The organism is Soehngenia sp., from assembly GCF_055108775.1.
Genome location: NZ_JBSQIL010000026.1, coordinates 1 through 21541, shown reverse-complemented (window position 1 = coordinate 21541; position 21541 = coordinate 1). Strand labels below are relative to the sequence as shown.

Annotated in this window: 20 protein-coding genes and 2 tRNA genes; 1 reads left to right on the top strand and 21 read right to left on the bottom strand. The window is 30.0% G+C overall.

Annotated features, from left to right (window positions below; genetic code table 11):
* The 11 genes from ACTB1H_RS04970 to polA all read right to left on the bottom strand — a co-directional run.
* On the bottom strand, nucleotides 1-776 hold a 776-nt coding region (locus ACTB1H_RS04970; protein ID WP_463261731.1), incomplete at its 3' end, for an RnfABCDGE type electron transport complex subunit B.
* An 11-nt stretch (nucleotides 777-787) separates the two neighbouring features.
* A complete protein-coding gene (gene rsxA / locus ACTB1H_RS04965; protein ID WP_463261730.1) occupies nucleotides 788-1360 on the bottom strand; it encodes an electron transport complex subunit RsxA in 573 nt (190 codons plus the stop codon).
* 12 nt (nucleotides 1361-1372) lie between these two features.
* On the bottom strand, nucleotides 1373-1975 hold the full coding sequence (rsxE, locus tag ACTB1H_RS04960) for an electron transport complex subunit RsxE (RefSeq protein WP_463261729.1): 603 nt from the start codon (nucleotides 1973-1975) through the stop codon (nucleotides 1373-1375).
* Between the two features lie 12 nt (nucleotides 1976-1987).
* Entirely contained in the window at nucleotides 1988-2566 is a 579-nt protein-coding gene (locus ACTB1H_RS04955; RefSeq protein WP_463261728.1) for an FMN-binding protein, read from the bottom strand.
* The gene (locus ACTB1H_RS04950; RefSeq protein ID WP_463261727.1) at nucleotides 2567-3535 is read right to left on the bottom strand and encodes an RnfABCDGE type electron transport complex subunit D; all 969 of its coding nucleotides are present in this window, start codon (nucleotides 3533-3535) and stop codon (nucleotides 2567-2569) included.
* A gap of 16 nt (nucleotides 3536-3551) precedes the next feature.
* The gene (gene rsxC, locus ACTB1H_RS04945) at nucleotides 3552-4874 is read right to left on the bottom strand and encodes an electron transport complex subunit RsxC (protein ID WP_463261726.1); all 1323 of its coding nucleotides are present in this window, start codon (nucleotides 4872-4874) and stop codon (nucleotides 3552-3554) included.
* A 334-nt stretch (nucleotides 4875-5208) separates the two neighbouring features.
* A tRNA-Leu gene (locus tag ACTB1H_RS04940) sits at nucleotides 5209-5295 on the bottom strand.
* Between the two features lie 95 nt (nucleotides 5296-5390).
* Nucleotides 5391-7037 (bottom strand): ABC transporter substrate-binding protein, encoded by a 1647-nt coding sequence (locus ACTB1H_RS04935; protein WP_463261725.1) that lies wholly within the window; start codon nucleotides 7035-7037, stop codon nucleotides 5391-5393.
* Nucleotides 7034-7660: a lytic transglycosylase domain-containing protein gene (locus ACTB1H_RS04930; RefSeq protein WP_463261724.1), complete on the bottom strand. Its 627-nt coding sequence runs from the start codon at nucleotides 7658-7660 to the stop codon at nucleotides 7034-7036. The genes ACTB1H_RS04935 and ACTB1H_RS04930 overlap by 4 nt, the downstream gene beginning before the upstream one ends.
* Nucleotides 7644-8285 (bottom strand): dephospho-CoA kinase, encoded by a 642-nt coding sequence (gene coaE, locus ACTB1H_RS04925; RefSeq protein WP_463261723.1) that lies wholly within the window; start codon nucleotides 8283-8285, stop codon nucleotides 7644-7646. The genes ACTB1H_RS04930 and coaE overlap by 17 nt, the downstream gene beginning before the upstream one ends.
* Complete coding sequence (polA, locus tag ACTB1H_RS04920; RefSeq protein WP_463261722.1) at nucleotides 8272-10932, bottom strand: DNA polymerase I; 2661 nt, start codon at nucleotides 10930-10932, stop codon at nucleotides 8272-8274. Before polA ends, coaE begins: the two co-directional genes overlap by 14 nt.
* A gap of 178 nt (nucleotides 10933-11110) precedes the next feature.
* Between polA and ACTB1H_RS04915 the strand changes: the two genes are divergently transcribed.
* Nucleotides 11111-11197 (top strand) — tRNA-Leu (locus ACTB1H_RS04915).
* Nucleotides 11198-11243: 46 nt separating this feature from the next.
* On the opposite strand, the gene mltG is transcribed toward ACTB1H_RS04915, so the two are convergent.
* The 10 genes from mltG to ACTB1H_RS04865 all read right to left on the bottom strand — a co-directional run.
* Nucleotides 11244-12257, bottom strand: coding sequence for an endolytic transglycosylase MltG (gene mltG, locus ACTB1H_RS04910; protein WP_463261721.1), 1014 nt, complete (start codon nucleotides 12255-12257; stop codon nucleotides 11244-11246).
* A gap of 10 nt (nucleotides 12258-12267) precedes the next feature.
* On the bottom strand, nucleotides 12268-13260 hold the full coding sequence (locus ACTB1H_RS04905) for a lipoate--protein ligase (RefSeq protein ID WP_463261720.1): 993 nt from the start codon (nucleotides 13258-13260) through the stop codon (nucleotides 12268-12270).
* A gap of 10 nt (nucleotides 13261-13270) precedes the next feature.
* Nucleotides 13271-14899: an MBL fold metallo-hydrolase RNA specificity domain-containing protein gene (locus ACTB1H_RS04900; RefSeq protein WP_463261719.1), complete on the bottom strand. Its 1629-nt coding sequence runs from the start codon at nucleotides 14897-14899 to the stop codon at nucleotides 13271-13273.
* 83 nt (nucleotides 14900-14982) lie between these two features.
* Nucleotides 14983-16023, bottom strand: coding sequence for an ABC transporter substrate-binding protein (locus ACTB1H_RS04895; RefSeq protein ID WP_463261718.1), 1041 nt, complete (start codon nucleotides 16021-16023; stop codon nucleotides 14983-14985).
* Nucleotides 16013-16798, bottom strand: coding sequence for an ABC transporter permease (locus ACTB1H_RS04890; RefSeq protein ID WP_463261717.1), 786 nt, complete (start codon nucleotides 16796-16798; stop codon nucleotides 16013-16015). Before ACTB1H_RS04890 ends, ACTB1H_RS04895 begins: the two co-directional genes overlap by 11 nt.
* Nucleotides 16795-17634: an ABC transporter permease gene (locus ACTB1H_RS04885; RefSeq protein ID WP_463261716.1), complete on the bottom strand. Its 840-nt coding sequence runs from the start codon at nucleotides 17632-17634 to the stop codon at nucleotides 16795-16797. The genes ACTB1H_RS04890 and ACTB1H_RS04885 overlap by 4 nt, the downstream gene beginning before the upstream one ends.
* Entirely contained in the window at nucleotides 17635-18678 is a 1044-nt protein-coding gene (gene potA, locus ACTB1H_RS04880; protein WP_463261715.1) for a spermidine/putrescine ABC transporter ATP-binding protein, read from the bottom strand.
* A 13-nt stretch (nucleotides 18679-18691) separates the two neighbouring features.
* The gene (locus tag ACTB1H_RS04875) at nucleotides 18692-19231 is read right to left on the bottom strand and encodes a helix-turn-helix domain-containing protein (protein WP_463261714.1); all 540 of its coding nucleotides are present in this window, start codon (nucleotides 19229-19231) and stop codon (nucleotides 18692-18694) included.
* 152 nt (nucleotides 19232-19383) lie between these two features.
* The gene (thiI, locus tag ACTB1H_RS04870; protein WP_463261713.1) at nucleotides 19384-20553 is read right to left on the bottom strand and encodes a tRNA uracil 4-sulfurtransferase ThiI; all 1170 of its coding nucleotides are present in this window, start codon (nucleotides 20551-20553) and stop codon (nucleotides 19384-19386) included.
* 4 nt (nucleotides 20554-20557) lie between these two features.
* Nucleotides 20558-21541: cysteine desulfurase family protein (locus ACTB1H_RS04865; RefSeq protein WP_463261712.1), on the bottom strand; the 984-nt coding region annotated here is incomplete at its 5' end.

The following is a 21541-nucleotide window of genomic DNA, read 5'->3' as shown; positions in this document are numbered from 1 at the left end:
TTAGTAGGACATTTTTCTACACATGTCATGCAATTTGTACATTTTTCGTAATTGATTTTAGCTAAATTGTTTTCAAAAGAAAAAGCATCTTCCGGACAATTTTTAACACAAATCTTGCAGCCAATACATCCTATAGAACAGTAACCCCTAACTGCTTTCCCAGGATCCTCGCTTTTGCATTTCACTACGGCATGACTTTCATAAGGAACTAATTCAATAATATGTTTCGGACATACTTCGATACACTTTTTACAAGCTGTACATTTTTCTCTATCTATAATTGCTATTCCATTGATTATGGCTATAGCATCAAATGCGCAGACATCATAACAACTACCACATCCAAGGCAACCATATGGACATTCCTTTTTCCCATCAGCTAATATGTTTTGTGCTTTACAATCTTCAATACCTTGATAAACATATTTATCTTTTGCTTTATCACAATCTCCTTGACATAATACAACAGCTACATTTTTTTCAAATTCACTAGCTGTTATGCCCAAAGCCTTAGCTACATCGTTCGCTACTTTCTGACCTCCAACAACGCAAGCATTAGATTCGGCTTTACCTTCTGCCAATGCTTTAGCTAAACCCTCACATCCTGGATAACCACATGCTCCACAATTAGCCCCAGGCAATACATTTAATATTCTTTCTACATTCTGATCTATTTCAACTGCGAATATCTTAGAGGCTATTGAAAGCAAAGCCCCAAATAAAAGTCCAATTCCGCCCAATATTAGTATAGGTTGTATTATATTTGTAATTTCCATTTAATCTCCTCCTACATTAGTCCTGAAAATCCAGCAAAAGCTATGGACATCAGACCAGCTGCAATAAGTGTTAAAGGAAAACCCTCTAAAGATTCGTGGATATCTGCAACCTCCAGTTTTTCCCTAACAGAAGCCATTAACACAAGAGCCAAAGTAAATCCTAAAGCTGCGCTGAACCCACTTACAGCAGTTTGAATAATATTATAATTTTCTTGAATATTTAATATAGCTACTCCCAAAACTATGCAGTTAGTAGTAATTAATGGTAAATAAACGCCCATTGCATTGTATAAAGATGGTGATGTCTTTTTAAGTACTAGTTCTACAAATTGAACTAATGATGCTATGACCAAAATAAAAACTATTGTCTGTAAGTACTCTATATTAGCTACCTCCAAAATATATTTTTGGATTATATGTGTAATTACCGATGCTAATGTTGTTACAAATGTTACAGCTATTCCCATTCCAGTTGCAGTCTCCATTTTATTTGATACTCCCAAGAATGGGCAAATTCCTAGAAATCGAGAAAATACATAATTGTTAATAAAAACGTTCGCGATAATAATATTTACTATATCCATCTATTAAGCCCCCTATTCTTGAGAAATTCTTTTTACAACTACTGATCTAAATATAGCTATAAGGATACCCAGCAAAATAAATGCTCCCGGAGGTGCTATAAAAAGGCCTGCTGGTTGGAAATTTTCTCCAAAAAGTTGAATTCCCCAAAGTGTACCAGAACCTAATATTTCTCTAATAGTTCCTAGTACAGAAATTGCAATTGTATATCCAAGCCCCATAGCCAATCCATCTAAAGCAGATTTAAGTACTCCGTTTTTTGAAGCAAAAGACTCTGCTCTAGCTAAAATCAAGCAATTTACAACTATCAATGGAATGAATATCCCTAAAGCTTGATACATAGGTTGCATGAATGCTTTCATTAACATTTCAACTAATGTAACAAAAGTTGCAATTACAACAATAAAAATTGGAATTCTAATCTTATCTGGTATAACTTTTCTTATAAGTGAAATAACGATATTTGACAGAACTAAAACTCCTATTACAGCAGCTGACATAGTCACGCTATTTTTTAATGAACTTGATACTGCCAAAACAGAACACATACCAATCAACTGAATGAAAATTGGATTTTGCTTAATTAAGCCATTTTTAAATATATCTGAAGTTTTCATATAATCACCCCGCTATTTAGAAAGATAATTTACAAATGCATCAACTGCTCCATTTACAGCAGCTTGAACTGCCGAAGTCGATACTGTTGCACCACTTAATGCAAGAAATTCATTGTCTGCCGATGGTGATGCTACAGGAACTAGTTTTTCAGTAGCAGATTTACCTACAAATGATTCTGCAAATGCTGGATCATCAGCAATTCTAGACCCTAAGCCTGCTGTTTCACTCATTTGCAATACTGTAAATCCAACTATTCTTCCTTCTGTGTTTATTCCTATTAAAGATATTATATCTCCACCATAGCCAACAGATTTAACTTTAAAGCCGTAACCTATTACTTCATCGCCTTTTAAAGCTTTAGTGACTTCTTGAACAAAGTTGTTATTTGCCAAAATTTCATTCATTATTTCATCCTCTAATGGTTGAAAGTCGTCTGCATCTTGAAACATATCCGCAATTGCTCCAAAACTTCCTTCTCTTTCAATCTCAGCAATTATAGGTGCTGTTAGTTCGTTTGCAAATGCTAAAATTCCAGCTGACACAGCAGCGACTAAAAATAGTATCAATGCAAGTCTTATAGTCTCTTTCATTTACTTTACCTCCCCAAATACTTTTGGTTTAGTCAATTTTTCAATTAGAGGAGAAGCAACATTCATTATTAATATTGCGTATGTTACACCCTCTGGTAAATTGCCTTTTACTCTGAATAAAGCAGTTAATAATCCACAACCTATTGCAAATATAATTTTACCTTTTGAAGTGACTGGGGAAGAAGAATAATCAGTTGCCATAAAAATTGCTCCTAGCATTAATCCTCCACCAAGTATATGATAGATTATTTGACTATTGTCAACACCCAATAACAATAACATCAATGCAGTAGTACCAATATATATTGTTGGAACTTTCCAATCAATAACTTTTCTTATGACTAAGTAAACTCCACCAATTAAAAGTAACGCAGCGGATGTTTCACCGATAACTCCACCTATATTCCCAATAAACATCTGTTGTATAGTTGGTAAACTTCCACTTCCTTCTTTTAATATTTGTAAAGGTGTTGCAGAGCTAACTGCATCCGGAAATGTATATGTAGCCATCAAACTAGGCCAAGATGCCACAAGTGCTGCCCTAGCACCTAATGCAGGATTCATAAAATTCGATCCAATTCCTCCAAAGAATTCCTTTATTACTATTATCCCAAAAAAAGCACCGAATACAGCCATCCACCATGGAGCTCCAGCTGGTAAGTTAAGAGCTAAAAGAATTCCTGTTACAACTGCACTTAAATCATTTACTCTAATTGGCTTTTTAAAAAGTTTTTGAATAAAAGCCTCTGCACAAACTGCAGAAATCGTTGTGATAAGTATTAACTTAAATGCATTAAAGCCAAAATAATAAATGCTTGCAATCATCGCTGGTATTAATGCGATAATTACATCTCCCATAATTCCCCTTACCGATTCATCTGATCTGATATGCGGAGATAAGGATACAATAAGTTTATTATCTAAAGAATTAGAATCATCTTTAGTCTTTCCAATTGTCTTTTCAACCATTATTCAACCCTCCGTATTATGATTTCTTCCTCTTTGCAGTAATTTCTCTTTTAGCAATCTTTATAGATTCTGCTAATGGTCTCTTTGCTGGACATATATAAGAACATGCCCCACATTCAACACAAGCAAGTGCATTTAATTCATCACACTTACTGTAGTTATCCTTTAAAGAATAACTAGAAATAAAAAGTGGTTCTAATCTAGATGGGCACACATCAATGCATTTGCCGCATTTGATGCAAGGTAAAACTTCTTCATTTTTTATTTCATCTAAAGCTTGAACTAAAACCCCATTTGATCCTTTTACAATAGGTGTCTTTAAATCAAATTGAGCGATTCCCATCATTGGTCCACCAATTATTATCTTTCCAGGTTTCCCTTTAAACCCTCCACAAGCCTCAATTAAATCTTCTATAGGAGTGCCGATTCTAACAAGTAAATTTTTGGGATTGTTTACTGATCCTGTTACTGTTACAATCCTTTCATATAGAGGCTTACCTTTTAAAATAGCATCATTAATTGCTTTAATAGTAGCTACATTAGATACAACACACCCAACATCCATTGGAAGTCCACCTAATGGCACTTTCCTATTAGTTATCGCATCTATTATCCTTTTTTCATCACCTTGAGGATACTTTGTTTTTAATATAGCCACTTCTATGTTTTTTTCACCAGCTAATTCTTTCTTCATTGCTTCTATTGCATCAGGTTTATTATCTTCAATCCCGATGTATGCTTTTTCAGTGTTTAGTGCTTTCATCGCTACTTTAATACCTGATACTATATCTTTAGTGTTTTCTAACATCAATCTATGATCAGCAGTTATATATGGTTCACATTCTGCTCCATTTATTATTAGTATGTCTATTTTTTTGTCTTCTGGAGGTGAAAATTTAACATGAGTAGGAAAACTCGCTCCACCCATTCCTACTATTCCCATCTCTTTCAAAGTTGAAATTATTTCTTCACGTTTATAAGATTCTAAACTACGTTCTTTTATGCTTTCGATCATTTCATCCATGCCATCGTTTTCTATAACTACACACTTACTTTTAATTCCAGTTGGGGTATATATTGTTGAGATTTCTTTAACAACCCCAGACACACTTGAATGGATTGAGGATGAAACAAAAGCATTAGAACTACCTATCTTTTGCCCAATTTTAACAACATCACCAACATTTACCAAAGGCTCACAAGGAGAACCAGAATGCTGATGTAGGGGTATGTAAACTATCTTGGGACTTTTTAATACTTCAACAGGATTTTTACTGGTCAATTCCTTGAATTCAGGGATTGAAGCTCCACCCTTAAATGTTAATTTGCCTAAGTCCATTATTCTACACCTCTTTGCTAGTATAATATTATTTTATTAAATCCTATACATAAACTATCAGAATATATTATAACATTAAAACTTATCAATGTATACCTTAAGAGAGATTTTTTAACAAAAAGCTAGATTTAATGGAATCAAATAAACCATTTATACATAGTAAATAATTAATCAAACCAGTTTTTATGCTAATGATTATATTTCACATAAAAAACCAGTATTTGCTTATAGCAAAATACTGGTTTAATTGTCTTGATATTAATATAATTATTGTTTTTCTTTAGAATCCATAAAACTATTTATTTCTATGTTTTAGATTATTTAAATTTTGACATGGTGCGAGTGATGGGACTTGAACCCATACGCTAATACTAGCACATGCCCCTCAAACATGCCTGTCTGCCTATTCCAGCACACTCGCAATTTTAATTCTAAATAATCTCACAAAGTTATTATAGTATTTTATTTAGCTAATATCAAGCATAAAATCTTATGCATTATTAAAAAGTGTAGGATTTATTTATCTAAAGATAAATAACACTCTTGAAGTCCATAGTAGATATTATAGTATTGAGGTTTTAAATCCCCTTTTATCGAGGAATCTACTAGCAAGCTGTCATTTAGATACATAATGCTTATATATGGGATTTCTTCGATAAAATATTTTGAGAACTCTTCATAAGCATCTCTTTTATCTTCTTCATTAATTGAGTTACTAATATCATCCAATAATGCATCCATCATTTGATTACTATATCTAGAGAAATTGTCATATCCTATATTGTCTGATTTTAGTAGTGATTCATAACGTTGAAAAGTACCTATTTGGTATCTAAAGATTGCTAATTCAAAGTCTCCATTTTTGAGCTCTTCTCTAAAATCTTTATCTTCTATTTCTTCATTATTTATAACAATTAAATTTAATTCTATACCTAAATCTAAAAGATCTGATTTAATCATATTAGCCATGCTTAATAATATTTTATCTTTTCCATTAACTAATAAATCAAAAGATAATCTTTCTCCAGATTCATTGATTCTAATATTATCTTTATCGTATAAAAAATATTCAGTAGTATCCAATAAATCTTTAGCTTTATCTAAGTTATATCCATAAGAATATGCAGACTCAGGTAATAAATAAAAATTTGGATATATCAGTGTATCAACAGCTGTACCATGGGATAAGAAAATCTTTCTTATTAATTCTTGCCTATTAATACCATACATCAAACTTTTTTTGATCTCAAGAGAATTCTCAGAATTAAAGATTTCTTTTTCATGGTTTATAGCAATTCCAATATATTCTCCTGAAATAAATTCTTTTGTCTTTACTCTATTGTTGCTAAGATATTTACCCCAATCAGAATCTAAACTTTTAGTAATGTGAATTTTACCAGCTTCAAATGCAGTTAGCATCAGCTCTTCATTTTCAAATATTTTGCCAGTTATATTAGTTATTTGAGCTTTTTCTCCCCAATAATTATCATATGCTCTAAGATGTATCTCTTTGTTGTTTTGATAATCTATAAACTGATATGGACCTGTTCCATTTGGAAAAAAGTTTTCTTTGCTTAATGCCGTTTCTTTAGATGAACTTTTTATTATAGGAAATGTAAGTAAATCCAAGCATAATGTTGGTGTATTATCAAAATATATTCTTATGCTATATTTTGATAATACATCCGATCTCAAATAAGAAACATTGGCATTGTTATAAGCACTTTTGTACATATTATTATAAATACTTTCATCCCCTGCCTGTCTTAACATATTGATAGTAAAATCTACATCCTCAGCTGTAAGTTCACTCCCATCATGGAAAAAAATATTTTCTCTTATCTTGATATCGATACTTTTCCCGTCATCATTTATATTAAAACTTTCTGCTAGTTTAGGTGATAATTTTAAATTTTCATCATATTCAAATAATCCTTCATACATCAATTTAGAAAAGTAATAATAATATAAATTGTCTGTGTAAATCGGATTTAATGTTTTAAAATTTGTAAGCGGCAACGAAATTTCGCCATTTTCGACTATTATCTGTTGCAAACTAGACTTAAATGGCTCTTGTTTTTGAATGTTGTTCGTATTTTGACACCCAGTAGCAAATATCATTAATATAATAAATATAATCAGAGGGTTTATAATTTTTTTCAATTAATATTCCCCTTTCTTTTAGCTAAAATAAAAGAATGTATTCTATCTGACAATTTTTCAGACAGCGAAATATTTGATTTAAATATTTCCTCATCATACAATCTCTCGTATATTCTAAAATTTTCTGATACCTTTCTTACATAATTTTCCGTTTCGTCAAAAGGAATTCTATAAAGAGTCGTAGAATCAAAGCTATAGTCATTGTTATTTAACCAATTTGTTACATTGCCGCTACCAGCGTTATATGCCGCTAATGCAACTTCTGTATTCCCAAATTGGTTTAAGAGATTATTCATATACCATGTACCAATTAAGATATTTATTTCCGGATCAAACAAATCTTCTATTCTAAAGTCTTCAATTTTTAATTCTTCAGCAGCCCATTTTGCTGTTGTTTCACCAATCTGCATCAAACCTCTCGCGTTTTTCGAAGATATAGCATTTTCATTAAAATTACTTTCAACTTTGATTATTGAAAGTACTAAAAATGGGTCTAAGTTGAATTCAGTTGAATATTTATATACTATTTCTTTGTGTTGAACTGGAAAAGTTATGAATAGCAATGTTTTTAACCCAAATACTAAAACCAAAATTATTATAAAAATTTTAAACATCTTTTTCATTTTTATCACTTCTTAATTCCTTAACCATATCTATTACTGATTTTTCTAATTCTTCTAAACTTCCATTATTGTATATTATTTTATCGCTATTTTTCTTTTTATAATTTGAATCTAATTGAGATTTTATCTTTTTCAAAGCATAATCAAATTCAATATTTTCTCTTTTCATTAACCTATTCAATTGAACATCTTCATCACAATAAACAAGCCATATCTCATCAAAATATAAGCCCATATCACTCAACAATTCTTTAGTCTCGAATAAGAGTGGCATGTCTATAAATATGATATCATATTTAAAAATATAGCTTTTTAATCTATCCAATATTTCTTTTATTATGATTGGATGCATTATTTCATTTAACTCTTTTCTTTTATCTTCATTATTAAATATAATCTCGCCTAATTTTTTTCTATTTAGTTCTCCATCTTCTAACAATATATTTTCCCCAAATTTTTCTACAATCTTTGTCAATCCTGGTTTTCCTTTTTTTACCACTTCTTTTGATATCTCATCTGCTTCTATTACAATAAAATTCATAGACTTTAATATTTTTACTACAGTCGATTTACCAGTAGCAATTCCACCAGTTATTCCAATAATCTTAGCCCTATTTTGTTTCATACCAGTTAGCTCCTTGAGATATTTCAACTTTTAAAGGCACTCTTAATCTTACTACATTTTCCATTTTTTCTTTCATCATATTCTTGACATAATCCAATTCATCAATGTGAGTTTCAATAATTAATTCATCATGTATTGTTAATACTATATGGGATCTTAATTTTTTTTGTTTTAAATCTTTGTAGATTTCTACCATAGCCATCTTTATAATATCAGCTGCACTACCTTGAATTGGCATATTCATAGCTACACGTTCACCAAAAGATCTTACATTGTAGTTGCTAGAATTTATTTCAGGAATATACCTTCTTCGATTCAAAATTGTTTCTATATAACCTTGTTCCTTAGCTTTATTGATTGAATCTTCCATATATCGTTTTACACCATTATAGTTTTCAAAGTATTCATCAATATAGGTTCTTGCTTCTTTTCTACTAATTTCTAAATCTCTTGATAAACTATAGTCAGATATTCCATAAATTATACTAAAATTAATTGTTTTTGCTTTTGCTCTAAGGTCTGAATTTACATCTTTTATGTCTACCCCGAAAACTTCACTTGCTGTTTTTGTATGGATGTCTTGATCGTTCAAAAATGCTTCAATCATCTTTTCATCATTAGATAAATGTGCTAAAATTCTTAATTCAATTTGAGAGTAGTCTCCATCAAGAAATATATAATCAGGTTTTTGTGCTATGAAAGCCTTTCTTATTCTTTTTCCGTCCTCACTTCGAATCGGTATGTTTTGAAGATTCGGTTCAGTGCTTGATATCCTTCCTGTGCTAGTTACAGTTTGATTGAATTTTGAATGTATTCTTCCAGTTGTCTTATTAATCATTGGTTTAAGCCCTTCTATATAAGTAGATTTGAGCTTTATTATTTGTCGATATCTTATCAATTCTTTTGCAATTGGATGAACATTTTTTAATTCTTCTAATACTTCTACATCGGTGGAATACCCAGTCTTTGTCTTTTTAACTGTTGGCAATTTTAATTTTTCAAATAATATATATCCTAATTGCTTAGGTGAATTTATATTGAATTCTTCTCCAGCTAATTCATATATATTTTTTATTAGTGAATCTATTTCCGCTTCAAAACTCTTTCCAATAGATTCAAGTTCTCTTTCATCAATACCAATACCATAGAATTCCATGTTTGCTAGTACTTCAACTAGTGGAATTTCTACATTGTTAAACAATTCTTTCATATTTCTATTTTCTATAATATTAATCATTTTAGATTTTGATAATTCAACTGTATTTAATATAAAAGCAATATATTCTGTGATAAGTTTTTTATCAGTCGTTTTAAAATCTTTTTTTGATTTACCCTTTCCAAAAATATCTTCAATTTTTCTTCCCTCTATACCTAAATATTCTTGAGCTATTTGATTTATAGAATAATTATTTTGATCTGGATTTATTAAATATTGAGCTATTGAGGCATCAAATATTTTACCTTTTAAATCCCATCCAATTTTAATTATGCTCACTATGTCTGATTTAGCTTGCCAACTATTTTTAATTAAATTTTCATTAGCAAAAATAGAGCTTAGAGAGTTTAATAGTTCAACTCCAATATTTCTAAAATCAATATATAGGGCATCTTCCCCCTTTAATTTTATTCCTAATCCTATTGGTTTATCGTTAATGTAATCATCAACAACAAATTTAAAAGTAAATTCTTTAGCTATGTCTATATTCCTTATTAATTTCTGAAAATCTTCTTCTGAAGTAATTTCTGTTATTTTAAATTCTGTAGTTTTAATTTCTTCTACATTTTCACTTTCTAATTTAGGCAATAAACTCTTAAATTCTAAATCTTCAAATATCTTTTTAAGCTCTTTAATATTAGGCTTACTAGATGTCAAGTCTTCGATCGAAAAATCAAGCGGCACTTCTGTTACTATTTCTGCTAATTTTCTACTTAAAATTGCTAAATTTTCTCCCTCTGATAATTTATCTTTTAATTTCCCTTTTATCTCTTGAATATTGCTATACAAATTTTCAATGTTTCCGTATTGTTGAATCAATTTTAATGCAGTTTTTTCACCTATACCATCAATTCCAGGAATATTGTCAGACTTATCTCCCATTAGAGCCTTAACTTCAATAAATTGTTTTGGTTTGATTTTATATTCTTCTTCGATTCTTTTTCTATCATATTCTTCAATCTCTGTAATCCCTTTTTTTGTCATTATTATCTTTATATTATCTGAAGCTAATTGAAGATAATCTCTATCTCCTGTTACTAAATATACCTTAAGCCCCATTTCTTCTCCCATTTTTGCCAAAGTTCCTGCTATATCATCCGCTTCATATAAATCAAGGTCGATTGTCTTTATTCCCATATTTTCTAATATTGTTTTTAATATTGGAAATTGCATAGATAATTCGCTTGGCGTCTTGTCTCTAGTGCTTTTGTAGTCTTTATACTCTTCATGCCTAAAAGTCTTAGCTCTCCTGTCAAAAGCAACACATATATAATCAGGTTTATAATCATCTAACACTCTATAAAGCATTGTCAAAAATCCATAAACTCCATTAGTATAAACACCACTTTTATTACTTAATAGAGGCAATGCATAAAATGCTCTATGTACTAATGAACTCCCATCTATTACCATTAAAGTTTTTTCAGGCATCTTAATTCCTCCTCTTTCAAATAACTATAGTATACCATTAATTTTATTAATAGGTAAACATTATATCAATTGTCAATTTCACAATTAATTTAATCTCTTTATGATGTATTATAAATTATAGAAAATATTTGTTGATTTTTATACATTTCTATGCTATCATTATTTTTGTGTTAATCATGCCGAAGTGATGGAATTGGCAGACGTACTGGACTCAAAATCCAGCGGTGGCAACACCGTGCGGGTTCGACTCCCGCCTTCGGCACCAAAAAACCCCACTATCATTGCATTAGATGCTTGATAGTGGGGGTTTTTTATTGCATTTTTCTATATTCCTCAACATTTTTTAAATGCTCTTCATATGTTTGTGCAAATACATGCCCGTTTTTCCCCATTACATAATAATAGTATTCATGTTCTTCTGGATACAAAGCTGCTATTATTGAATTGAAACCTGGTGAAGCTATTGGTCCAGGTGGAAGACCTCTATTAACATATGTGTTATATGGATTTGCTTCCAATAAGTCATTCTTGGTTATTATACTTGTATGATCTCTACCTTCTCCTTTACCATATATAACCGATGCATCTATTTGTAAAGGCATACCGATTTCTAGTCTGTTGTATATTACACCAGATATTCTAGCTCGTTCTTCATCATTATATGCCTCTCTTTCTATGAGTGAGGCTATTGTTAATATCTCATGTTTAGTCATATTTAATTTTTCTCTTTGTTCTTCCATTTCCTGTGTCCATTTATCGTTTAAAGTGTCAACTAACCACTGGACAATTTCCTCAGCATTTTGTTTTTCACTAAAAAAATATGTTTCTGGGAATAAATATCCTTCTAAGCTAAAGTACATTTGACTGTTATCTACATAGTTTGATAAATTTTTTTCAAAATATTCTTCAGTAGCATCAATAAATTCATCTTTGCCAACTAAGCCATTTTCTTCGAGTCTTGTTGCAAATTGATACAAAGTAAATCCTTCAGGAAATGTAATTCTTATTGTCTTTGAATCGTTTCCTTTGGTAATCAAATCATAGATATTCTCAATAGGCATTTGGGGATAAATAACATATTCCCCAGTCTTGATATTATTTGCAATAGTTCTTCCCTTATAGTAGAAAAAAGTTTCACTTCTAATAGCATTTAAGTCAGCTAATTTTTGGGCAACATCCCTCAAATTGTCTCCTGGTTGGACTTCTAGTGTAATATCTTTCTCATTTACTGTATATGATAAATATTCTGGTAAAAATAAGATTCCAGCTAAAAAAATTAAAATAATTAAGATTAAAATAATTAAAATTATTTTCAATATTTTCATCTTGCCACCCTTATTCGAATAATAATTCTAAGAAATCTTCCAAAGTAATGTTACCTAGATATTGAGTAATATCAATCCCTGATAAAGCATTTTTAACCTCATCTTTATCATATTTTAAGTTTTTTAACATATTTTCTAGTTCAGATATATCCTTTGCCCCAAAGAAATCACCATATATTTTCGCATTGTGAATTATACTAGATTTTATCTCGAGTCTTAAATCTATTGAACCAGTTGGAAATCTTTTGTAGTTTTTCCAATTAAAATCAGGAGATTGACCATAATTCCATTCCCATGTGAGATATTTATTTTTGTATAATAAATCAATATTATTTAGATATTCATCAGATAATTTATATTCTTCATAAGGTTCTCCAAGGTGCTCAAATATATACTTTAGTAGAGTCTCTTTAAATTCTAATATATCAATATCACTCTTCATATAGGGCTTTATATTAGTAACTCTAGATTTCACTGACTTAACACCCTTAGATTCTATCTTATCCTGTTTTACATTTAAAGCTTGTGATAATATGCTTAAATCAGTATCATAAAGAATCGTTCCATGATTTAAAACCTTTTGTTTGTGTAATGACTGAGCTATTCCTGAAATCTTTTTACCATCTACTGTTAAATCATTTCTACCTGTTAACTCTGCTTTTATTCCGAACTTCTCAAGAGCTTTCAAAATAGGTATATTAATTACGGAGAAGTCAATTTTTTCTTTCCCGTTTGTATTTTTAATAATCGAAAAGTTTAAATTTCCAAAATCATGATAAACTGCTCCTCCACCAGTTACTCTTCTAACTACTTTTATATCATTCTCTTCAACAAACTTCTGGTTTATTTCTTCAATTGTATTTTGATTTTTGCCAACTATTATTGCGGGACTATTTATCCATAAAAAAACAAACTCCTCTTCATCAGGCAAATTTTTGAATAGATATTCTTCAAATGCTAAATTATAGTATGGATTATTTGATAAATTTGTTACGTATTTCATATTTCCTCCTTTATTTACCTAAGATTAAATTTATTTCCAATAGTGCATTTTTAATCTCTAACACTTTGTTTTTAATTATATCATAGTTTTTCAAAGTTGCTTTTTTGTTTTTCTTATCTGCTAACATCATTTCAATTTTGCTTATTTCTTGTTCTAAATAGTTTAACTCATTTATTAAGTCGATTAGCAATGATAATTTATTTTCAACTGGTGATATGGTCTGAGTTGTAAATCCATTCTCAATAATTACACTATCTCCATAATCAGGTATTAAACATTCTATTCCGAAATAATGAAAAATTTCCTTGGATAGATTGTTTGCTGCTTCTGCTTCTCCATGAACAATAAAGACTTTCTTAGGTTTTCTAATTAAATGCGATATCCATTCCCTTAAAAAAATAATATCTGCATGTGCCGAAAACCCTTGCAAATTATAAATTTCTAATTCTACAGCAATTTCTTCGCCTAATAGTTTTATTTTTTTAGAACCATCAAGCAATATTCTACCTAATGTTCCCGCAGCTTGATATCCAACAAAGACCAAACTATTTAAAGGGTTCCATAGATTATGCTTTAAATGATGTCTTATTCTCCCTGCATTTGCCATTCCACTTGCCGATATAATCACTTTAGGAAACTGAGCTTTATTTAGATTCATAGACTCTTCTTGACTTTGAATATATCTTAGGTTTTCAAACTCAAAGGGATTGTCTCCAGATAATATTAAATTTTTCGCTTCTTCATCAAAAAACACTGCATTTTCTTGAAAAATTTTTGTTGCTTCTATAGCCATTGGGCTATCAATATATATTGGGATTTTTTTATACTCTTCTTTATTTACATATTCATAATATCTATTTAATTCATAGATAAGTTCTTGAGTTCTCCCTACAGCAAATGAAGGAATTAAAACAGTACCTCCTCTATATGCTGTGTTTTCAATTATATCAATCAGTTTATCTATATCTTCTCTATAATTTTCGTGAACACGATTTCCATATGTTGATTCAATTATTAAATAATCTGCTTCGTTTATATACTCTGGATCTTTTAGAATCGGCCTTCCTGGCATACCTAAATCTCCAGTATAAACTACTTTATAATTTTTCCCGTCTTCTTTTATCCATAATTCTAAAATAGCAGAACCTAAAATATGCCCAGCATCTCTGAAAATTAATTTAATATCATCATTTAATTCTATTTCCTCATCATAATTAAAAGTCTCAAAATAGGCAATCGAATTTTGAGCTTCTTCAATTGTGTACAGTGGAACTAGTAATTCTTCTCCAGCTCTTTGCCTTCTTATGTTTTCCCATTTAATATCTGATTCTTGAATATGTGCACAATCTTTTAACATAATTTCTGAAAGTTGCATGGTTGGTTTAGTGGATATTATTTTCCCCTTAAACCCTTCTTTAATGAGTTTAGGTATTCTTCCACTGTGGTCAATATGAGCATGAGTCAATATAAGAAAATCTATTTCAGAAGGATTATAAGGAAATGGAGCATAATTTAAACTCTCCAGCTCTTTGTCTCCTTGAAACAGACCACAATCTAATAATAAATTGTATTTTTTAGTTGATAATAAAATATTCGATCCCGTTACAATCTTTGTTGCTCCGTAAAATTTTAATTCCATTTTCCACCTCCTAGTATATAATGTTATATACCCAAAAAGCTTCCTCTATTAATAAATATTAACAAAGGAAGCTTTTTTATTTTTTATTTAGAACTAATTACTTCAGTCCAAATTCTGTCGTATTCTTGTAAAATATCTGAAGGATCTTTAAATATCTCTGTATTATTCAATTTGTCAAAATCAGGATATGCAACTTCATTATTTCTCAAATCATCGCTCAATAAATCAACAGCTTTAGGTATAGGTGAAGAGTAGCCAATATATTCAGCATTTTTAGCTGCTATTTCTGGTCTCAACATGAAATTGATGAACTCATGAGATAAATCAACATTTTTAGCCCCTTTAGGTATTACCATCGCATCAAACCAAAGATTTGTTCCTTCTTCAGGCAATACATAAACTAAATTTTCATTTTCTCTCATCATAGCCACTGCATCTCCAGACCACACTACTCCTATTGCTGCATCTTCGCTTATTATTGTATCTTTTATCTCATCGCCTTGATAAGCATATACTAAAGGTTTTTGCTTGATAAGTTCATTTTTTGCCTCTTCAAGTTCATTTATATCTCTTGTGTTTAAAGAATAATGAAGTTTTTTTAATGCTACAGCCAGACTATCCCTTTGACTATTTAGCATTATAATTTCTCCTTTAAATTCTTCATCCCATAAATCTGCCCATTTTGTGATAGGTCTATCTACTAAATTCTTATTATATATTATACCTACAGTTCCCCACATATATGGTACAGAATATTCATTGTTAGGGTCATAATCTAAATTCATAAATTTTTCATCAACATTTTTAATATTGTTTATTTTATTTAAATCTATCTTTTGTAATAAATCTTCTCTAATCATTCTCTCAATCATATAATCTGATGGGAAAATCACATCATAACTACTTCCACCTTGTTTTATCTTTACATATAAATCTTCATTAGTAGCAAATGTGTCATACACTACCTTAACATTAAATTCGTCTTCAAAAATATCAATAACTTCAGGATTTATATAGTCTCCCCAGTTATAAACATTTAATGTTTGTCTGTCATCAGAACATCCAGAAAGAATAGTCAAAATAAATACTGTTGCTATTAGAAATAATACTTTCTTATTTTTCAATTATATTTTCCTCCTCTTTTTCGCTTCTTTTATAAATTATTATTAATAAGATTATCAATGTCAAAAACATCAAAGTAGATAAAGCATTAATAACAGGATTTATTCCTCTCCTAGCCATAGAATATATAGTCATACTTAGATTAGATACGCCTTTGCCTGCAGTAAAAAAAGTAATCACAAAATCATCGATTGATAATGTAAAAGCTAACAAAGCTCCAGTAATAATCCCAGGCATTATCTGTGGAATTATTACTTTTCTAATTGAATAAAAAGGTGTAGCTCCTAAATCAAGAGCTGCTTCTGCAAGATGCTTATTCATTTGCTTTAACTTTGGCAATACCGAAAGAATTACATAGGGTGTACAAAATGTTACATGTGCTAATATAATAGTAATGAGTCCTAATTCTAAATTAACAATTCTGAATAAAACCATAAGGGATATAGCGGTAACTATATCTGGGTTAAGAACTGGTAAATAATTTAAATTCAATGATATTTTTTTAGGCAATCCTCTCATATCATATATACCAATGGCTGCAAAAGTTCCCATTATCGTTGAAATAATTGATGAGGTTGTTGCAATAATAAGTGTGTAATACAAAGATCTTAGAATCTCATCATTTTTAAATAGTTCTACATACCATTTAATAGTAAAGCCATCCCAATTGCCTCGTGATTTTGAATTGTTAAATGAGAATATTATTAAAATAATTATAGGCGCATATAGAAATAAAAAAATAAGTGCGGTATATATCCTGCCTAAATTCTTTTTCACCAGAGCTCACCACCCTCACCTTCTTTTGCTTTATCAAATCGTGATGTCAATGCCATAGATATTAATATGAAAATCATTAAAATAATTGACATAGCAGATCCGAAGTGCCAATCACCTGTATATCTAAATTGTTGCTCAATAAGATTTCCTATTAAATAAGTTTTATTTCCTCCGAGTAAACTAGAAATTACAAATGTACTAACAGCAGGTATAAAAACCATTGTTACTCCTGAAATTACTCCAGGTAAACTCAGAGGAAGCGTTACTTTTAGAAAAGTCTTTAATTTATTTGCTCCTAAATCCCAAGAGGCTTCAATCAAACTATTGTCCATTTTTGTCAAAACTGAAAATATCGGAAGTACCATAAATGGTAAAAAATTATATACCATTCCCAATAATACAGCAAAGTCATTATATAGAAGGTCAAGTGGCTGAAAACCTAGTTTAGTTATAAAATAGTTTATTATTCCATTTTTCCCAAGTAGAGTTAACCACGCATAAGTCCTCAATAGAAAATTCATCCACATTGGAATAACAAATAAGAGTATGAGTACATTTCTATATTTTAATTTCTCTTTACTGATTATGTATGCGACTGGATATCCCAAAAGCAAGCATATAATAGTTGATACTAGTGCTAACTGTATTGACTTGTTTAACACTTCAATGTATATCGGAGTAAAGAATCTTTTGAAATTATCCAGGCTAAAGGTAAATGAGGTTATGTTTTGACTATCTCCAGTGGTAAAAGCAAAATAAACAACCATAAGCAATGGAATCGCAATAAAAATTGCCATCCACAAAAGATAAAAATACCCATGCTTACTTAATTTCATTTATTTCTCCTTTCTCATTACATGTATATTATCTGGCAAAATCCTTAATCCAACTTCACTGCCAACTTCTTTCATGATAGTTGAGTGTACTTTCCAAACAAAATCGCCAGTTTGTATTTCCATTTCATAATGGACTCCTTTAAATAATACACTTAAAACTAATCCCTTTAACTTTGAACTATCTATTTCAACAATCTCAACATCTTCAGGCCTAATTACGACATCTACATCTTCATTATTGTTAAATCCTTTGTCAACACAGTCGAAATCTTTTCCTAAAAACCATACTTTAAAATCTCTTTCCATTGTCCCTTCTAAGATATTACTTTCTCCAATGAATTGTGCAACAAACCTATTTTGAGGTTCATTATAAATATCAATAGGTGTTCCAATTTGCTGGATTTTCCCCTTATCCATTACTACTACAGTATCCGACATAGTAAGTGCTTCTTCTTGATCATGCGTTACATAAATGAATGTTATGCCTACACTTTGTTGCATCTTTTTTAGCTCTACTTGCATTTCTTTCCTTAGCTTTAAATCCAAAGCACCTAATGGTTCGTCTAGTAGAAGGACTTTTGGTTCATTTACAAGAGCTCTTGCAATAGCAATTCTTTGTTGCTGTCCACCACTTAAAGATTCAATGTTTCGTTTTTCATATCCTTCTAAATTTACTAATTTTAGCATTCTTGTTACTTTCTCTTTAATCTCTTGATTGCTTTTCTTTTTTATCTTTAACCCAAAAGCTATGTTCTCATATACATTTAAATGTGGAAATAAAGCATATCTTTGAAATACAGTATTTATTTGCCTCAAATAAGGAGGTAAATTTGTTATATCTTCTCCATCGAAAATAACTTTTCCGTCTGTTGGTGTTTCAAATCCTCCAATTATTCTCAAAGTTGTAGTTTTACCACACCCACTAGGTCCAAGTAATGTTAAAAATTCATTTTGTCTTATATATAAGTTTATGTTGTCTAAAACTATATCGTCACCAAATTTTTTAGTTATATTTATTAAATCAATTGCATGAACTTTTGGCATTTCTTTCACCTCTTTAAAAATTAGGGGGAGTGCTTATCCATATAAAAGAAGCACTAGTATTACTTTCATTAGATATATAGTGATATCTATTTGCTTTATAATAAAAGCTTTCACCTTTTTTAACTTTATATTTTTCGTTTCCAATATACAGTATAATATTTCCCTTTAAGACATACCCGAATTCTTCGCCTTCATGGGGATAATCCTCTTTGGTCTTACCTCCTGCTAATAAATCGACCTTAATAGGTTCCATCAAGTTTTTTTGAGAATTTGGAATAATCCAACTCAAAACATATTTCAACTCATCATTTTGAGTTTCAAAGACATCTTCCTTGTGAAAAACAATTTTTTCTTCTATTTCTTCACTAAAAAAATCTTTTAAATTTGTTCCTAGACATTCTAATATATCAATCAAAGTCGAAATAGAAGGTGATGTCAAATCCCTTTCTAATTGTGATATAAAGCCCTTTGTAAGTTCACATCTATCGGCGAGCTCTTCTTGTGTTAAATTATTTCTCACTCTAAGTTCCTTTATTTTTTCTCCAATATTCATGGTTCCTCCAAGACATGTTTTATTAAACAAAAAGTTTATATTTACTAAACACGTACTAGTTTAGTATAATTTACAAAACTCAACATGTCAATATATTTATTCTAATAATCTAGATTAAAAATATATAAAATAAAATAGAACACTTAAGTGTTCTATTTTATTTTATATATTTTTTTATCTTTAAAAGCTTCGTCAATCAGAAATTCAATATCTAAGTTTTCCTCTGATATTAATATTTCTTCTAATTTAGGCCTAGTTAATGGGTGCTTAGGCAAAAACACAGTACAGCAATCTTCATAAGGCAAAATTGAAGTTTCATAAGTTTCAATATCAATTGCCATCTTTATTATGTCAGTTTTATCAAAACCTATTAAGGGTCTTAATATCGTTGTATTTACTGATTGTTCTATAACCTTTATGCTTTCAATGGTTTGGCTAGCTACTTGTCCTAAATTTTCTCCAGTAATTAAACAATCATATTTATTCTCATTAGCTAACCTTTCTCCTATTCTCATCATAAATCTTCTTGAAAGAATTGTCATTTGATCTTCTGGGCAGTTTTCATTGATATGCTTTTGAATATTTAAAAGATTAATGCTATATAATTTAAGTGGTCCAGTATATAATGATATCTCTTCTGCTAATTTAAGGACTTTTTCTTCAGCTCGCTGAGAAGTAAATGGATAGGAATGAAAATGCAAACAATCAATTTCAAGGCCTCTTTTTGCCATCATATATCCTGCTACTGGGCTATCAATTCCCCCTGAAAGTAATAAAAGCCCCTTACCATTAGTTCCTATAGGAAGACCGCCTCTAGATTTAAATTTGTCAATATATACATAAGCATTTTCTTTAATGTCTATATATAAAGTGATGTTAGGAGTAACAACATCGACTTTAACATTGCTCAAATTATCTAGAATTGCTGCACCTACTATCCTAGAAACTTCAGGTGATATCAAAGGGTATCTTTTATCCGATCTTGTAGTATTAACTTTAAATGTAACAACACCCTGCAGTTGAACAGTTTTCTCTTTTAGTAAAATTATACTTGCTTTTTTTATATCTTCAATATCTGTACTTGTTCTAATACATGGACTAACATAAATTATTCCAAATATCTTAGTTAATTTCTTAATTACATCTGATTCTACATTTTCAAGCCCTTCAATGTATAGTTTGCCTTGTTCTTTATATATCTTATAATCTCCAAAGTTTTTTAAAGCTCTCTTTATGTTTTCAATTAATTTATTTTCAAAATATTTTCTATTCAACCCTTTTAATACTACTTCTCCTAAACTAACACTTATTACCCTTTCCAATTTCTCATCTCCTTGTAATTTTTCTAATATATTCTACATTTTTCTTTATTTCATTCATAACTAATTCTAAATCATTTTCTATATTCTCATATGAAAAACATAATCGTATAGTCCCTTCTATTAGATTATCATCAAGACCTATGGCTTTGAGCACATGACTCTTTTTTGATGATTTTGAAGAGCATGCAGATCCTGTTGAAATGTAAATATCTTTATCCTCTAACATATGAAGTAACACTTCACTTCTAACATCTTTAAATGACACACTAAGTATATAACTTGAGCCAGTATTATCTAAGAGAGAATTTATTCTAATATCATCAATATTATTTTGAAAGAAATTTGCAAAACTCAACTTAATCTTATTAACTTCTGATTTCTCATAGCTAAGATTATTGTTCAGTATTTCAACAGCTTTCCCAAAGCCTGCAATAGCTGGAATATTCTCTGTGCCAGACCTTAAGCCTTTTTCTTGATTGCCCCCGAAAATTAATGGGTCTATTCTTGTTTTATTTTTTAAATACAGCCCTCCAATCCCTTTGGGTCCATGGATTTTATGTGCACTAAAAGAAAAACTATCAACAGATATTTCATTTAATTTTAAGTTTGTTTTTCCAAAGGATTGAACTCCATCAACATGAAAATGAATGTTTGAATTTTTCTCTCTAATAACCTGATTTATTTTTTTTAAATCCTGTATGACTCCTATTTCATTGTTTACATGAATTATTGACACAAGTATAGTATCTTTTCTTATACTATTTTCTAATTCTGATATATCAATTCTACCAAAATCATCATTATTTAGGTAAGTAACCTCATAACCCTCTCTTTCATAAGTTTTTATTGCATTTAAAACTGAAGGATGTTCCAATTTTGTCGTAATAATGTGTTTGCCATTGCGTTTTTTTGCTTTCAAAACCCCTTGTATCGCAGTATTATTGCTCTCTGTGCCACCTGATGTAAAATAAATTTCAGATGGATTACA

Bases quoted from the DNA above. Each gene is read 5' to 3' on its own strand.
- ACTB1H_RS04955 (WP_463261728.1), bottom strand. From the start codon at position 2,566: ATGAAAGAGACTATAAGACTTGCATTGATACTATTTTTAGTCGCTGCT.
- rsxC (WP_463261726.1), bottom strand. From the start codon at position 4,874: ATGGACTTAGGCAAATTAACATTTAAGGGTGGAGCTTCAATCCCTGAA.
- ACTB1H_RS04950 (WP_463261727.1), bottom strand. From the start codon at position 3,535: ATGGTTGAAAAGACAATTGGAAAGACTAAAGATGATTCTAATTCTTTA.
- ACTB1H_RS04905 (WP_463261720.1), bottom strand. From the start codon at position 13,260: ATGAAATACGTAACAAATTTATCAAATAATCCATACTATAATTTAGCA.
- coaE (WP_463261723.1), bottom strand. From the start codon at position 8,285: ATGAAACAAAATAGGGCTAAGATTATTGGAATAACTGGTGGAATTGCT.
- rsxA (WP_463261730.1), bottom strand. From the start codon at position 1,360: ATGGATATAGTAAATATTATTATCGCGAACGTTTTTATTAACAATTAT.
- ACTB1H_RS04930 (WP_463261724.1), bottom strand. From the start codon at position 7,660: ATGAAAAAGATGTTTAAAATTTTTATAATAATTTTGGTTTTAGTATTT.
- ACTB1H_RS04900 (WP_463261719.1), bottom strand. From the start codon at position 14,899: ATGGAATTAAAATTTTACGGAGCAACAAAGATTGTAACGGGATCGAAT.
- polA (WP_463261722.1), bottom strand. From the start codon at position 10,932: ATGCCTGAAAAAACTTTAATGGTAATAGATGGGAGTTCATTAGTACAT.
- potA (WP_463261715.1), bottom strand. From the start codon at position 18,678: ATGCCAAAAGTTCATGCAATTGATTTAATAAATATAACTAAAAAATTT.
- ACTB1H_RS04885 (WP_463261716.1), bottom strand. From the start codon at position 17,634: ATGAAATTAAGTAAGCATGGGTATTTTTATCTTTTGTGGATGGCAATT.
- ACTB1H_RS04875 (WP_463261714.1), bottom strand. From the start codon at position 19,231: ATGAATATTGGAGAAAAAATAAAGGAACTTAGAGTGAGAAATAATTTA.
- rsxE (WP_463261729.1), bottom strand. From the start codon at position 1,975: ATGAAAACTTCAGATATATTTAAAAATGGCTTAATTAAGCAAAATCCA.
- mltG (WP_463261721.1), bottom strand. From the start codon at position 12,257: ATGAAAATATTGAAAATAATTTTAATTATTTTAATCTTAATTATTTTA.